At 72.7% G+C, this 14457-nt stretch carries 9 protein-coding genes; 5 read left to right on the top strand and 4 right to left on the bottom strand.

Annotation, left to right across the window (positions count from 1 at the left end; translation table 11 throughout):
* Positions 1–68: 68 nt before the first annotated feature.
* Positions 69–3221, bottom strand: coding sequence for a PQQ-dependent sugar dehydrogenase (locus tag ACK8GG_RS08695; protein WP_440355999.1), 3153 nt, complete (start codon positions 3219–3221; stop codon positions 69–71).
* 184 nt (positions 3222–3405) lie between these two features.
* Between ACK8GG_RS08695 and ACK8GG_RS08690 the strand changes: the two genes are divergently transcribed.
* From ACK8GG_RS08690 to mptB (ACK8GG_RS08675), 4 genes are all read left to right on the top strand, one after another.
* Positions 3406–4176 carry a type 1 glutamine amidotransferase gene (locus ACK8GG_RS08690; RefSeq protein ID WP_440355998.1) on the top strand — a complete coding sequence of 257 codons (771 nt, stop codon included), beginning with the start codon at positions 3406–3408 and terminating at the stop codon, positions 4174–4176.
* The gene (locus ACK8GG_RS08685; RefSeq protein WP_440355997.1) at positions 4176–7250 is read left to right on the top strand and encodes a bifunctional [glutamine synthetase] adenylyltransferase/[glutamine synthetase]-adenylyl-L-tyrosine phosphorylase; all 3075 of its coding nucleotides are present in this window, start codon (positions 4176–4178) and stop codon (positions 7248–7250) included. The genes ACK8GG_RS08690 and ACK8GG_RS08685 overlap by 1 nt, the downstream gene beginning before the upstream one ends.
* Positions 7251–7324: 74 nt before the next feature.
* Positions 7325–8767 (top strand): polyprenol phosphomannose-dependent alpha 1,6 mannosyltransferase MptB, encoded by a 1443-nt coding sequence (mptB, locus tag ACK8GG_RS08680; protein ID WP_440355996.1) that lies wholly within the window; start codon positions 7325–7327, stop codon positions 8765–8767.
* Positions 8764–10347 (top strand): polyprenol phosphomannose-dependent alpha 1,6 mannosyltransferase MptB, encoded by a 1584-nt coding sequence (gene mptB, locus ACK8GG_RS08675; protein ID WP_440355995.1) that lies wholly within the window; start codon positions 8764–8766, stop codon positions 10345–10347. Before mptB (ACK8GG_RS08680) ends, mptB (ACK8GG_RS08675) begins: the two co-directional genes overlap by 4 nt.
* Positions 10348–10448: 101 nt before the next feature.
* Here mptB (ACK8GG_RS08675) and ACK8GG_RS08670 read toward each other — a convergent pair whose 3' ends face one another.
* The 3 genes from ACK8GG_RS08670 to glnA all read right to left on the bottom strand — a co-directional run bounded on the left by ACK8GG_RS08670 (position 10449) and on the right by glnA (position 13763).
* Positions 10449–10862 (bottom strand): VOC family protein, encoded by a 414-nt coding sequence (locus tag ACK8GG_RS08670; protein ID WP_440355994.1) that lies wholly within the window; start codon positions 10860–10862, stop codon positions 10449–10451.
* A 105-nt stretch (positions 10863–10967) separates the two neighbouring features.
* Complete coding sequence (locus tag ACK8GG_RS08665) at positions 10968–12092, bottom strand: peptidoglycan recognition protein family protein (protein ID WP_440355993.1); 1125 nt, start codon at positions 12090–12092, stop codon at positions 10968–10970.
* 246 nt (positions 12093–12338) lie between these two features.
* Positions 12339–13763 carry a type I glutamate--ammonia ligase gene (gene glnA, locus ACK8GG_RS08660; RefSeq protein ID WP_440355992.1) on the bottom strand — a complete coding sequence of 475 codons (1425 nt, stop codon included), beginning with the start codon at positions 13761–13763 and terminating at the stop codon, positions 12339–12341.
* A 239-nt stretch (positions 13764–14002) separates the two neighbouring features.
* On the opposite strand from glnA, the gene ACK8GG_RS08655 reads away from it, so the two are divergent.
* Positions 14003–14446, top strand: a complete 444-nt coding sequence (locus ACK8GG_RS08655; RefSeq protein ID WP_440350496.1) for an RDD family protein — start codon at positions 14003–14005, stop codon at positions 14444–14446.
* Positions 14447–14457: the final 11 nt, after the last annotated feature.

Here is a 14457-nt window from a genome sequence, read left to right as displayed (position 1 = left end):
ACCGGCCGGTCCGGTAGCGGCACTCCGGGCGTCGGCACGGGAACCCGTCCGGCCGCGCCCGGCCGGACTCAAAGGTCGCCGGTGCGGGTGAAGCCGAAGCGGGCCACCGCGGTGCCGGCGTTCTCGTAGTACTCCACCCGGAAGGTGTGCGCACCGCCGGTCAGGGCCACCTCCGTGGCGTACGGCGTGGGGGACTGATCGCGCCAGAGGTTGATCACCGGCACGTTGTCGACGAAGACCCGGATGCCGTCGTCGCTGACGCCGCTCAACCGGTACCTCCCGGCGGGCAGGGTCTGTGTCCGGGTCCACCGGACGACGAAGTGGTCGGCGCCGACCCGGGGCGCGGGTGCGCCCCGGCCCCAGTCGAAGTCGATCGCGGCATCGTCGCGGATCACGTCCGGCGAGCGGGTGGGGATCGCCGGGGCGCTCCCCGCCGCCGGGGTCGACCAGTACTCGGCGGCGTAGCCGGCCGGTGCGGGCGGATCACCCACCCGCGTCCAGTCGAGTTTGGCGATGGCGCCCTTGGTGTTCTCGTAGTACTCCATCACGATCGTGTGGATTCCGCCGCTGAGCAGGACCCGTCTGGTGTGCGTGGTGACCCGCTGGTCCACCCACCGGTCGATCTCCCGCAGACCGTCGATGACGAGCCGGACGCCGTCGTCGGTTGTGGTGGCGAATTCGTAGACCCCCGCCTCCAGGCTCACCGTGGTCGTCCACCGGGCGACGAAGTGGTCGGCCGAGATGCCGGCCACCGGCGCATCGGATCCCCAGTCGTGGTCTACCCGCGGCTCCTGGCGGCGCACCGCCGGCGCGGTCGTCGGGAACACTGGTGAACTGCCGGCGCCCGGGGTGTTCCAGTACTGGGCCAGGAACGACGCGCCCGGCTGCTCGGTGGTGCTGTCCCAGCTCAACTGGGCAATGGCGCCCTTGCTCGCCTCGTAGTACTCCATCCGGATGGTGTGGTTGCCCGCCTCCAGGTCGACCAGGGCGGTGTGGGCCGTACCGGCCTGCGGACGCCACTGGTCGATGACGAGCCGGTTGTCGATGTAGAGCCGGACCCCGTCGTCGGTCACGGTGGTGAAGCGGTACCGGGCCGGGGCGAAGTACTGCGTCCTGGACCACCGCACCGAGAAGTTGTCCGCGGGCAGGCCGGCGGCGGGCGCGCCGTGGTCCCAGAGAAAGTTGATCTGCGGGTCCTGCCGGGTCAGCGCCGGGGTGCCGGAGAGGGTCGGGTTGGCGAAGTACTGCCCGGTGAAGGCCGGCGACGGTGCGTAGGTGGCGGTGTAGGTGGTCGTGCTCTCCGGGGTGACGATCCGGTGCCGGATGGCCCCGCCGTCGGACCAGCCGGTGAAGTGGAAGACCCGGCCGTCGGGCGCGATGGCGGTGGGCGGCGCGGCGATCTCGCGTTCGAACCCGATGACACCCTGCACCGTCGTGGGTGTGGCCACCGGGGTTCCGTCGAGCAGGACTCCCAGCCCCGCCGGTTCGGTGGCGAGCCGGAACTGCGACGTACGCGGATGGATGTTGACGCTCTCGGTGGTGGCGAGCCCGTTGGTGTCGGTGGCGGTGACGACGATCTCGAACCAGGTGTCCGCCGCCGCCTCGCCGGTGGTCGGGATGGTGAACGATCCGGCGCGGCCGGTCAGCGGGCCGAGGAACGGATGAAAGTGTGTGCCGTGGTGCAGCAGTACCTCGGTCTGGATCGCGGCGTCGTCCAGGTCGAAGCCGGCGGCGTCGGTGGCGAAGGCGGTGTAGTTGATGGTGTGGCCGGCGCGGTAGCGGGCACCGTCGGCGGGGGCGCCGATGGTCACCGTCGGCGGGCTGCCGACCTGGATCACGATGGGCTGGGCCTGGCTGCTGTTCCGTCCGTCGGAGACGGTCAGCTGCGCGATGTAGACGCCGATGTCCGGGTAGGTCTTGGTGGGATTGGCCGCGGTGCTGGTGGTGCCGTCGCCGAAGTCCCAGCGGTAGGTGAGCGGATCCCCGTCCGGATCGTTGCTGCCGGCGCTGGAGAAACGCACCGTCAGCGGCTGCACGCCGGTCGTCCGGTCGGCCGTGGCGTTCGCCACCGGAACACGGGAATCGGTGTCGTAACCGATCCGGTAGAGCGCCCCGGGAAAGTAGGTGAGGTAGTAGAGCGAGCCGTCCGGGGCGACCTTCAGGTCCACCACACTGCCGGCGTTGACGTCGAAGTCGTGCACGGCGGTGACATTGCCGTCGGCGTCGAGCACAGCCCGTTTGATGAAACCTTTGGCGTAGTCGCCGAAGAAGAGGTTGCCGCGGTACGCGGCCGGGAAGAGGCCGCCCCGGTAGACCGGTCCGCCGGTGACCGCGGCGCTCTCCCCGTCGTGCGGGTAGGCGCGGATGGGGTTGACGTAGCCGGCGCAGCCGCTGGTGCAGACTCCCTCGTGTACCGGCCAGCCGTAGTTGCCACCCCGGACGATGCGGTTGAGCTCCTCCCAGGAGAAGTTGCCCACGTCGCCGCCGAAGAGACGTCCGTTGCTCTGGTCGAACTGGAATCGCCACGGGTTGCGGAAGCCGTACGCCCAGATCGCGCCGAAGCGTCCCGACTGGCCGTAGAACGGGTTGTCCGACGGCACCGAGCCGTCCTTGTTGATCCGCAGGATCTTGCCGTGCGGGTTGCTCAGGTCCTGGGCGTTGGGGGCGTAGCCGTTGTCGCCGACGGCGATGTAGAGCTTGCCGTCCGGGCCGAAGGCGAGACTGCCACCGACGTGCAGTTGCTGTGAGGGCGTCTGGGTCCGGAAGATCTCGACGGGCCCGGCGCTGCCGACGTCGGCGGAGGCGTCGAAGCGGACCACGTGATTCAGCAGGTCCCGGCCGGTGTAGTAGAAGTAGGCCCAGTGGTTGGTGGCTCCGAAGTCCGGGTCGAAGGTGACGCCGATCAGGCCCCGGTCGCCGGAAGGATCGGCGGGGAGGACGGCGAAGGGCCGGGGGAGTAGCCGCCCGTCCTTGACGAGTTGGATGGTGCCGGCGCGCTCCAGGATGAAGATGCGCCCGTCCGGGGCGATCTCGAAGCCGGTCGATCCGGTCAGCCCGGTGCCGACGACCAGGGAGGTCTGGAAGTCGTCCGGTGGTGCGGCCTGGGCCGGTGCCGGGTTGGTTGCGGAGAGGACGCCCGCCAGCAGGCACGCGGCGATGAAACCCGCCAGGGTGCGCGTACGTCGCGCGAGCCGTCCGATGCGATGACCGTGAGGGATCATGGCACTCCCGTACGAGTGGTGTGAATCGCCCGGCGGGCACCGGGTGTCGCGAGCTGTTGGAGAGCAGCCTAATGGCACAGTATGACCATAAAGTCACTTTCTGTTACTAGGTCCGCGACGGTCGGTGAACGCGACAGGCCGGGTGGGTCGGGTGGGCCTCCGGGACGCCGGATAGCCTCGAAGCGTGGCAATCGCGCTGGTGATCGAGAATGATCCGCTCCACGACGCCCGACGGTTGGGGCGGTGGTTGACCGAAGCCGATCTCGAGCTGCACGTGCTGCGGCCGTACGCCGGTGACGACCTCCCCGCAGAGCTGACCGGATACGACGCGCTGGTGGTGCTCCCCGGTGTGCAGAGCGTCAACCCCGCGCCGGGCGGTGCGCTCGACGCGCCCTGGCTGCCCGCCGTCGAAGGGCTGCTGCGCAAGGCGGTCCGAAACCGCACAGCCACCCTGGCGATCGGCCTCGGCGCCCAGCTGCTCGCCACCGCCCACGCCGGTTTCGTCGAGCCGGCGGCGGCCGGGCCGCAGATCGGGCCGGGGCTGGTCGGCAAGCGCGACGCCGCCGACGACGACCCGCTCTTCCGCGTCGTGCCGCTGATGCCCGACGTGCTCCAGTGGCACTGCGACGAGATCACCGAACTGCCGCAGAAGGCGACGCTGCTGGCGGCCGGGACCCGGGTCGCCAATCAGGCGTTCCGGATGGGGCACCGGGCCTGGGGGCTGATCTTCCACATCGAGTGCGATCCGGCGATGATCGCCGAGTGGGCCTCGGCCGACAGTGCGCTGCTGGACCGGCTCGACTACGACCCGGACCTGGTGACCGAGGTCTGCGCCGCGGCGCTCGGCGACATCGAGGAGGCCTGGCAGCCTTTCGCCGCCCGCTTCGCCGAGCTGGCCCGTGGTGAGCTTGCCGACGGCTCGCCCCGGCGGAACCTGCCGCTGCTGGGGCAGTGATGACCCGCCCGACGCGTACCCATGCCCGGCTGGCCCGCTACGGCTTCGGGGCCGCCGACGGTGACGGCGGGGCGCGCGCCGCCGATCTGCTCGGCCCGGACGGGCTGGGGCTCTGGCTGCCGCAGACCCAGGAACCGGCCGGGGAGGGCGGCGTCGAGCTGCTCACCGCGCTGGCGCGCGCCGCCGACCCGGACCTGGCGCTGCGCCAGCTGCACCGGACCGTGGAGGCCGAACGCCGCCATCACGCCGCGGCCGACGGCGGGTCGCCGCTGCTGACCGCGATGCGCCGCGACCCGGGGCTGCGCCGGCGGCTGGTGGCCGTGCTCGGCGCTTCCTCCGCCCTCGGCGACCACCTGGTCGCCAACCCCACCCACTGGACGGTCCTCTCCACCTGCGCCGACCAGTCGGCCCCGGTCGCGGACGGCCGGCTGCGCCCGGCGCCCGCACCCGGCGCTGCCGGCGTCGACCCGGACGCGCCGCCGGTGTGGACCGTCGCGGGCCTGCGGGAGGCGTACCGGCTGGCGCTGCTGCGCATCGCCGCGGCCGACCTGACCGGTGGGCGCACCCTGGAGCAGACGATGGCGGCGCTCTCGGCGCTGGCCGACAACACCCTGGGCGCCGCCTACGACCTGGCCGTGACCGAGCTGCCGGCCGGCACCCGCGCCCCCCGGCTCGCCGTGGTGGCGATGGGCAAGTGCGGCGGCGGGGAACTCAACTACGTCTCCGACGTGGACGTGATCTTCGTGGCGGCCGAGGACGAGGACCTGGCGCCGGCCACCGCGATCGCCACCCGGCTGATCCACGTCTGCGGGCTGGTCGCCTGGCCGGTCGACGCGGCGCTGCGACCCGAAGGCAACCGGGGGCCGCTGGTGCGCACCCTCGCCAGCCACCTCGCCTACTACCGGCGCTGGGCCCGCACCTGGGAGTTCCAGGCGCTGCTCAAGGCCCGCCCCGCCGCCGGGGACCTCGCGCTGGCCCAGGAGTGGATCGACGAGCTGGCGCCGCTGGTCTGGCGGGCCGCCGAGCGCCCGGAGGCCGTCCAGGACGTCCGCGCGATGCGGCGCAAGATCCTCGACAACATCCCGGCGAAGGAGCAGGACCGGGAGATCAAACGCGGCCCCGGCGGGCTGCGCGACATCGAGTTCGCGGTGCAGCTGCTGCAACTGGTGCACGGCCGCGCCGACGAGACGCTGCGGGAACCGGGCACCATTCCCGCGCTGCGGGCACTGGTCGGCGGTGGCTACGTCGGCCGCGCCGACGGCGAGGCGCTGCTGCGCGGCTACCTCTTCCTGCGCGCCGTCGAGCACCGCCTGCAACTTCAGGCGCTGCGGCGTACGCACACCGTGCCGACCGACCCGGCGGCGCTGCGCTGGCTGGCCCACGCCCTCGGCTACACCGCCACCCCGGGCCGCGACGCCGTCCAGGCGTTCCGCGCCGAGTGGGTCACCCACGCCGCCGAGGTACGCCGGCTGCACGCCAAACTGCTCTACCGGCCGCTGCTGGAGTCGGTGGCCCGGGTGCCGGCCGACGGGCTGCGGCTGACCCCGGCGGCGGCCCGCAACCGGCTGGAGATCCTCGGCTTCGCCGACCCGGCCGGGGCGCTGCGCCACATCCAGGCCCTCACCGGCGGGGTGAGCCGCACCGCCGCCATCCAGCGCACCCTGCTGCCGGTGCTGCTGGAGGAGTTCGCCGACGCCCCCGAACCCGACCGGGGCCTGCTCAACTACCGCAAGGTCTCCGACAAGCTCGGCAGCACCCCGTGGTACCTGCGGCTGCTGCGCGACTCGGGTCCGGTGGCCCGCCGGCTCGCCCGGGTGCTGGCGCTGTCCCGCTACGCCGCCGACCTGCTCAGCCGCGATCCGGAGGCGGTCCGGCTGCTCGCCGAGGAGAGCCAGCTGGTGCCCCGGCCGGCGCAGACCCTGCACGACGGCTTCGCCGCCGCGGCGGCCCGCCACAGCGACCCGGTCGAGGCGATCCGGGCCGTCCGGGCCCTGCGCCGCCGGGAACTGCTCCGCCTCGCCTGCGCCGACGTGCTCAGCCGGGCCGGCGACCTCGCTCCCGCGCCGGCCCGCGGCCCGCGCTCGGGTCCCGGCGCGCCCGTCGAACGGCCGATGACGCTCTCGGACATCACCGTCGCCGCGGCGGCGATCTCCGACGTCACCGACGCCACGCTCGGCGCGGCGCTGCGCATCGCCCGGGCGGCGCGCCCCGCCCCGGCCGGCCTGCGCTTCGCGGTGATCGGCATGGGCCGCCTCGGCGGGTACGAGTCGAACTACCTCTCCGACGCCGACGTGCTCTTCGTCTACGACGCCCCGGCCGGCACCGACGAGAGCGCCGCCGCCGAGGCCGCGCACGCCGTCGCCGAGGAGCTGCGGCGGCTGCTCGGGATGCCCGCCCCGGACCCGGCGCTCGGTGTCGACGCCGACCTGCGCCCGGAGGGCCGGCAGGGCCCGCTGGTGCGCAGCCTCGCCGCGTACGCCCAGTACTACGCCCGCTGGTCGAAGGTCTGGGAGGCGCAGGCGCTGCTGCGGGCCCGTTTCGTCTGCGGCGACGCCGACCTCGGTGCGGAGTTCGAGGCGATGGCCGACCGGATCCGCTACCCGCAGGGCGGCCTCAGCCGCGAGCAGATCGTGGAGATCCGGCGGATCAAGGCGCGGGTGGAGACCGAGCGGATGCCGCGCGGCGCGGACCCGATGACCCACACCAAGCTCGGCCGGGGCGCCCTGGCCGACGTGGAGTGGGCCGTGCAGCTGCTGCAGCTGCGGCACGCCGCCGAAATCCCGCAGCTGCGCGGCACCCGTACGTTGGACGCGCTGGCCGCCGCCCGCGACGCCGGCCTGGTCGACCCGGTCGACGCGGCGGCGATGTCGGCCGGCTGGTCGCTGGCGGCCAAGGCCCGCAACGCGCTGATGCTGGTCCGCGGCCGCGACGGCGACCAGCTGCCACGGCAGGGCGTGGAGCTGGCCGGGGTGGTGGCGCTGCTCGGCGGGGACGACCCCGGCGAGTTCGTCGACGACTACCTGCGGATCGGCCGGCGCTCCCGGGCCGCGATGGAGCGGGTGCTGGAGGGCTGAACGGCCGTCAGCCGCCGGACGCCACACCCCGGCGCGCACCAGCAGCGCCGGGGCGACCTGGCAGCATGGTCGCCATGTCCCAGCACCGTCTCGCCCGCTGCCTCGGCCTGGCCGGCTCGATCATGATCGCGGTGACCGCGTTCTTCGGCGGCGCGCTGCCCGCGATGGGGGACGACCCGACCCCGGTGGGGCTGTGGCGCAGCGACGGCGGACCGGCGGCCATCGGGCTCTGGTTCGCCGGACTCGCGGCGCTCGGCGGGGCGTGGTGGATGCTGCGCCGCAGCGTGCCGTCGCTGCGCTGGGCGTACGTGACGATCGCGCTCTGGAGCCTGCCGCTGTTGGTCGCGCCGCCGCTGGCCAGCCGGGACGTCTACGCCTACGCGTGCCAGGGCGCCACCTGGGCGGCCGGGTTCAACCCGTACGAGCAGGGAGTGGCGGCGCTGCCCTGCCCGTGGCTGGAGTCGATCTCGCCGATCTGGCAGGACACCCCCGCGCCGTACGGGCCGTTCTTCGTGCTCATCTCCGGCCTGCTGGTCAGCGCCGGCTGGTCGCTGGCGGCGAATGTGGTGCTGTTCCGGCTGGTGGCGGTCGCCGGGGTGGTGCTGACCGCGGCCTGCCTGCCGGCGCTGGCGCGCCGCTGCGGGGTGCCGCCGCAGCAGGCGGTCTGGGTGGCGCTGGCCTCCCCGCTGGTCGGGGTGCACCTGATCTCCGGCGCCCACAACGACGCGTTGATGATCGGGCTGCTCGTCGCCGGGCTGACGGTGATCGTCAGCCGGCCGGGCCGGGCCGGTCCGCTGCTGGCCGGCGGGGCGCTGCTCGGACTCGCGGTGGCGATCAAGGCGACCGCGGTGGTGGTGGTCCCCTTCGCCGTCCTGGCCGGTCTCGCCGGGAGCCTGCGGCTTGCGAAACTGCTGCGCGCCGGCGCTCAGGTGGTCGGCGCGGCGGTGGCGACGCTGGTCGCCGTGACCGTCGCGGGCGGGTTGAGCTTCGGCTGGGTGACCGGGCTCGCCAGCAGCAGCGACGCTGTCGGCTGGACGTCGCCGCCGACGGCCGTCGGGCAGACCCTCGGCTATCTGCCGCGCGCCTTCGGCATCCGGATCGACCTCATCCCCTACACCCGCCAGGTGGGGCTGGCCGTGCTCGCGGTACTGCTGGTCTGGCTCTGGTGGCGGGTCTGGCGCCGGGGCCGCGACCCGCTGCACGGCGCCGCGCTGGCACTGGCCGCGACGGTCGCCCTCTCGCCGGTCTTCCACCCCTGGTACGCCCTCTGGCCGCTGGCCCTGCTCGCGGTGACCGTCCGGGACCGGATCGGCTGGTTCACCGGGGTGGCGCTGGGTGCGTCGTTCCTGGTCTTCGCCAACGGCGTGGCGCTGGCCCGCTACACCAAGATCCCGGGCGCGCCGTTGATGACGCTGGCGGTGATCGCGGTGACGGTCCACCTGGTACGCGGGGCGCGGCGCGACGCCGCGGTGGCCGCCGACCCGGTGCCGCGCACGGTCGAGGACCCGGTGGCATGACCGGGGCGCAGCAGCCCCGGCCGGCGACGCTGCGGTGGGTCCGCTACGGCGGGCTCGCCGGCGCGGTGCTGCTCGCGCTGGTCGCCTGGCGCGGCGGCGTGCTCCCCGGGCCGCCGCCGGCTTCGACCCCGGGCACCATCTGGCGCGGCCCGTACGGCCCGTGGATCCTCATCGGCTGGTTCGCCGGGACCGCTGCGCTCACCGTCGCCTGGTGGTCCTTGCGGCGCAGCGTGCCGTCGCTGCGCTGGGCGTACGTCACCGCCGGGCTCTGGCTGGTGCCGTTGCTGCTCGCGCCGCCGCTGGGCAGCCGGGACCTCTACTCGTACGCCTGCCAGGGTGCGGTCTTCAGCGACGGCGGCGACCTCTACGGCGCGGGGGTGGCCGAGCTGGGCTGTCCGTGGGTGGAGTCGGTGGCGCTGCTCTGGCGCGACACCCCGACGCCGTACGGGCCGGTTTTCCTGCTGCTGGCGGGGCTGGCCGCGACGCTCGGTGGTTCGCTGACCGGCACCCTCCTGCTGCTGCGGGGGACGGCCCTGGCCGCGGTGGTGCTGATCGCGGTCTGCCTGCCGGGGCTGGCCCGGTACGGCGGGGTGCCGCCGCGGCGCGCGGTCTGGGTGGTGCTGGCCTGCCCGCTGGTCAGCGTGCACCTGATCTCCGGCGCGCACAACGACGCGCTGATGATCGCGTTGGTCGCCGCCGGGCTGCTGGTGTCGCTCAGCGCGGCGCGGCGATCCGGCGGGGCCGCCGGCACCGTGACGCGGTTCGCGGATGTGGGTGGGACGGCGCGGTTCGCGGCTGTGGGTGTGACGGCGCGGCTCGCGGCCGCGGGTGTGCTGCTGGGCTGCGCGGTGGCGGTGAAGGCCACGGCGCTGGTGGCGCTTCCCTTCGCGATGCTCGCCCCCGCGCTGGCTGCCGGGGCTGCCGGGGTGCGGGTCGGTGGCGCGGGCGGCGGGGCCGCGCCTGGCCGGTGGTGGGCGGGCCAGTGGTGGACCGGCCGGTGGTGGGCCGGCGCGGGGGTGGTTCTTGCGGGCGCGGTCGCGGCGCTCGCTGCCGCCTCGGCGCTGGCGGGGCTCGGCCTCGGGTGGGTGGGAGCGCTGGGCGGCAGTGACGACCTGACCCAGTGGACCTCACCGCCGACCGCAGTCGGGTTCGTCGTCAACTACATCGGCCAGACGGTGGTTCCCGGGCTGGACGCGGTGCCCTGGACCCGGGCGGCGGCGCTGGTGCTGCTCGCGCTCTTCCTGGTCGGTTGCTGGCTGCGGACGCTGCGCCGGCTGCGGGCCGGAGCCGGCGCCGAGGTCCTGCTCTGGGGTGTCGCGCTGGCGATGACGGCGACGGTCGCCTGTGCCCCGGTGGTCTACCCCTGGTATCTGGTCTGGCCGCTGGTGCTGCTGGCCGTGGTGGCCCGCCGGACCACCGCGCTCCTGGTCGTCTGCACGGTGGCGGCGTTCCTGCTGCTGCCGGACAGCACGAACCTTGCCCGCTTCGCCAAGGCGCCCGGCGCGATCGTGGTGACGCTGGTACTGGCGGTGCTGCTCGGCCGGCTGCTGCGCCAACGGCGGGCAAGCCGGCGCGCCTGATCCTGCAGCCCAGCCCCGCTGCTCGTTCGTGGACGGTCAGCGGGACGGGCTTGAGGATGCTGCCGCGGGTCGTGGCGCGGCCCCTGTGGCCGGCCTCGGGGTCAGCTCGACGGCTGGCCGATGTCGAACATCCACGGCGTACCGAAGCGGTCCTCGCACTGGCCGTACTCGTCGCCCCACATCTGCTTCTCCAGCGGCTCCTGCACCACGCCGCCGGCGGAGAGCTGCTCCCACCAGCCGCGCAGCTTGTCGGCGTCGTCACCGCTGAGACAGATGGTGTTGGCGTTGCCGCGCCGGATCTCCATCCCCGGCGGCATGTCCGAGCCCATCAGCACCGCGCCGTCGGCGGTGCGCAGCATGCCGTGCATGATCTGGTCGGCCAGTGCCGGGTCCTCGGTGCCGTACTCCCGGAACGTGGTCAGTGCCAGCTCGCCGCCGAAGACGCGCTGGTAGAACTCCATCGCCTCCCGGGCGGTGCCGCTGAAGTTCAGGTACGGGTTGAGTTGCACGGTCATCGCACTCTCCGTCAGTAGTCGTTGACCGCATAGTGACACCCGGCACTGACATTTCTCGGTAGGCGCACCCTCGCTGCCACCGGTTGGGTCGACCTCGGGGGTGGATCAGCCTCGGCGCATCGACTGGCGGACGACGCCGCCGACCAGGACACACCAGGTGCCGGTGCCGACCTTGCCGTTGGGGGGCAGCCCGTGCAGCCGCTGCAGGGCCTGCACGGCCTTCATCGTCGGGTGGTCGTAGACGCCGGTGGGGGCGACCTCGGCGTGGCCCTTGAAGTGCAGCATGAACTGCACGGCCTCCACCGGCAGCCCGGTGGCGTCCTTGTCCAGTTCGGGGGCGAGGGTCTCCCAGGTCGGCGCCGTGAGGGTGGCGTCGACGTCTACCGGGATGCCGTTGCGGACCTGCCAGTCCTGCACCGCGGCGACGGTGGCGGCGTCGAAGGTGCTGTTCGGGGTGACGGCGTATCCGCGGTGGGCCAGCAGGTACTGCACGACCCGGACGCTGGGGGAGCCGACGAATCGCCACAGGTCCGGCCAGCGCCGGGCCGGCACGTCGGCCAGGTCGGTGCCGAGCGCGGCGAAGACCCGACGCCGTACGTCCGGGAAGAGCCGGTAGAACGTCGCCCCCGGGCAGAGCGTCGTACGGAAGTCCCAGTGGCCGAAGATGTCGTGGGCGTGCAGCCCGTACTGCCGGCAGATGGTGGTGCAGAGCTCGACCAGCGAGTCGAGCAGCGCCTCGGGCGGGGTGTCGGTGACGTAGGTGCCCTCGTTCTCGATGCCGATGGCCCGGCCGTTCTCACCGGGACAGTGCGCGGCGATCATCTGCCGGTCGCCGGCCTGCAGGCGCTCCAGGCTGCCGTGGCGTCCCTCCAGCACGTAGCCGCCGCGGCTGATGGTGAAGTGCTGGCCAGTGTCGGACCAGCCGTTGCCGTCCATGTGCAGGTCCTGACAGTCCCGGGCCAGCTTGACCGCCTGCGCCCGCGAATAGTCGGTGACGTTCGGGAACGCCATGTGATGGACGATGATCTTGTTGGTCGGGATGGCGCTGACCGACAGCGGATCCGCCGGTGGGCGGGCACCCCACCCGGCGCAGCTGATGACCTCGTCCAGCCCGCCCGCCGGGTCGGCCCGGGCGGCGCCGGGCAGGGTCAGTTGCGTTCCTACGACCGAGACGGCGGCCGCGCCCAGGCCGGCTCGCAGCAGCGTACGGCGGTCCAGTTCGGCGTGCATGGCAGCTCCTCCACGGCCGGCGGCGACGCTGCCGGGATGAAAAGCAGCTTCACCTGAGGTTTCCAAAATGGAGGATATTGCCGGCGTGGTGCCGTAGTCCAGAGAGTGACGTCGATGTTTTCCCGGTGGGGTGCCGGAAGCGACGGGCCGGGCCTGCGGCCGGCGAGAGCGCGAGGACCGTCCGTGACGCGCCGGAGGCCGGCCCCGTGCGGGACCGGCCTCCAGCGTGACTGCGTCTGCTGGGACTCAGCAGTCGAAGTACATCGCGAACTCGTGCGGGGTCGGCCGCAGGCGGACCGGGTCGACCTCGTTGGTGCGCTTCCAGTCCACCCAGGTCTCGATGAGGTCCGGGGTGAAGACGCCGCCCTCGAGCAGGTAGTCGTGGTCGGCCTCCAGCCGGTCGAGCACGGCCGGCAGCGAGCCCGGCACCTGCTTGACGTCGCCCCACTCCTCCGGCGGGAGGTCGTAGAGGTCCTTGTCGATCGGCGCCGGCGGCTCGATCTTGTTCTTGATGCCGTCCAGGCCGGCCATCAGCATCGCCGAGAAGGCGAGGTAGACGTTGGCCGACGGGTCCGGCACGCGGAACTCGACGCGCTTGGCCTTCGGGTTGCTGCCGGTCACCGGGATGCGGGTGCAGGCGGAGCGGTTGCGCTGCGAGTAGACCAGGTTCACCGGCGCCTCGTAGCCCGGCACCAGGCGACGGTACGAGTTGACCGTCGGGTTGGTGAAGGCCAGCAGCGACGGCGCGTGGTTCAGCAGACCGCCGATGTACCAGCGGGCGGTGTCCGACAGGCCGGCGTAGCCGGTCTCGTCGTAGAAGAGCGGCTCACCGCCGAGCCAGAGGCTCTGGTGGGTGTGCATGCCCGAGCCGTTGTCGCCGAAGAGCGGCTTCGGCATGAAGGTGGCGGTCTTGCCGGCGGCCCAGGCCTGGTTCTTCACGATGTACTTGAAGAGCTGGAGCTGGTCACCGGCGTGCAGCAGGGTGGAGAACTTGTAGTTGATCTCCGCCTGGCCGGCGGTGCCGACCTCGTGGTGCGAGCGCTCCACGGTGAAGCCGGTGTCGATCAGGCGCCGAACGATCGAGTCGCGCAGGTCGGCGTAGTGGTCGACCGGCGGAACCGGGAAGTAGCCGCCCTTGTACGGGGTCTTGTAGCCCTTGTTGCCGCCCTCTTCCTCGCGGCCGGTGTTCCAGGCGCCCTCGATCGAGTCGATGTAGTAGAACGACTGGTGCGCCGAGGTCTCGTGGCGGATGGAGTCGAAGATGTAGAACTCCGCCTCCGCGCCGAAGTAGGCGGTGTCGGCGATGCCGCTGGCGGCCAGGTAGGCCTCGGCCTTCTTCGCCACGTTCCGCGGGTCACGCGAGTACGCCTCGCGGGTGAACGGGTCGTGGATGAAGAAGTTCAGCGCCAGGGTCTTCTGCGCCCGGAACGGGTCGATGAAGGCGGTGGCGACGTCCGGGAGCAGCAGCATGTCGGACTCGTGGATGGCCTGGAATCCGCGGATCGAGGATCCGTCGAAGGCGAGGCCGTCGGTGAAGACGCTGTCGTCGAAGGACTCGACCGGCAGGTTGAAGTGCTGCATCACACCGGGCAGGTCACAGAATCGAACATCGACGAACTTGACGTCCTCATTCTTGAGGTATCGCAGCAGTTCCTCGGGATTGGCGAACACACGTCCTCCTGGCACGTCCCTGGGTGGCTGGGCAAACGGAACGCTATGGCGGCGCCGTTGCCCTGCCGTGTCTCTTATGTTTCCGCCGTGTTAAGCCCGTCGCGGGCAGTCATGGCGGGCCGGCAGCATCGGTCGGCAAGTCACAAATGCGGGCAATCACGTCAGCGCTGGTGAGCGTTGATTCACGCCGGCCCGGCCGCCGCACGGCCCGTTCGGCCGACCGGATAGCCTGACCAGTCATGGCAACCCAGCGTAACGGACAACCCGCCTCCGCTGCTCGGCAAGGCGACCCGGCGCAGCCGCCGGTGGACCGGCTCCCCACCGTCTCACGCCGCTTCGGGGCCCTCATGATCGACTGGGTCCTCTGCCTCTTCGCCTCGATGGCCTTCGCCGATCCGGCGCGTGACGGCTGGGCACCCGTGGTGGTGCTCATCGCCCTCTACGCCGTCTTCGCCGGCTTCTTCGCCCAGACTCCGGGGATGCGCCTCTGCGGGCTGCGTTGCGTCTCCTTCAGCGACGGCGGCCGGATCGGCCCGCTGCGCGGACTGCTGCGCGGCGTGCTGCTCTGCCTGGTCGTGCCGCCGCTGCTGATGGACGGCGCGCGCCGCGGCCTGCACGACCGCCTCGCCCGTTCGATCATCGACTACTCCGACCCGGCCAAGGCCGTCCTGCCGGTCCGCTGAGCTGGTTTCCG

Source organism: Melissospora conviva (genome assembly GCF_049523535.1).
GTDB classification, from domain to species: domain Bacteria; phylum Actinomycetota; class Actinomycetes; order Mycobacteriales; family Micromonosporaceae; genus Melissospora; species Melissospora conviva.
The sequence above is the reverse complement of the archived record's forward strand: the minus strand, read 5'-3'. Positions and strand labels throughout refer to the sequence as shown.

Bases quoted from the DNA above. Each gene is read 5' to 3' on its own strand.
- ACK8GG_RS08695 (WP_440355999.1), bottom strand. From the start codon at position 3,221: ATGATCCCTCACGGTCATCGCATCGGACGGCTCGCGCGACGTACGCGC.
- ACK8GG_RS08685 (WP_440355997.1), top strand. From the start codon at position 4,176: ATGACCCGCCCGACGCGTACCCATGCCCGGCTGGCCCGCTACGGCTTC.
- mptB (WP_440355996.1), top strand. From the start codon at position 7,325: ATGTCCCAGCACCGTCTCGCCCGCTGCCTCGGCCTGGCCGGCTCGATC.
- mptB (WP_440355995.1), top strand. From the start codon at position 8,764: ATGACCGGGGCGCAGCAGCCCCGGCCGGCGACGCTGCGGTGGGTCCGC.
- ACK8GG_RS08670 (WP_440355994.1), bottom strand. From the start codon at position 10,862: ATGACCGTGCAACTCAACCCGTACCTGAACTTCAGCGGCACCGCCCGG.
- ACK8GG_RS08665 (WP_440355993.1), bottom strand. From the start codon at position 12,092: ATGCACGCCGAACTGGACCGCCGTACGCTGCTGCGAGCCGGCCTGGGC.
- ACK8GG_RS08655 (WP_440350496.1), top strand. From the start codon at position 14,003: ATGGCAACCCAGCGTAACGGACAACCCGCCTCCGCTGCTCGGCAAGGC.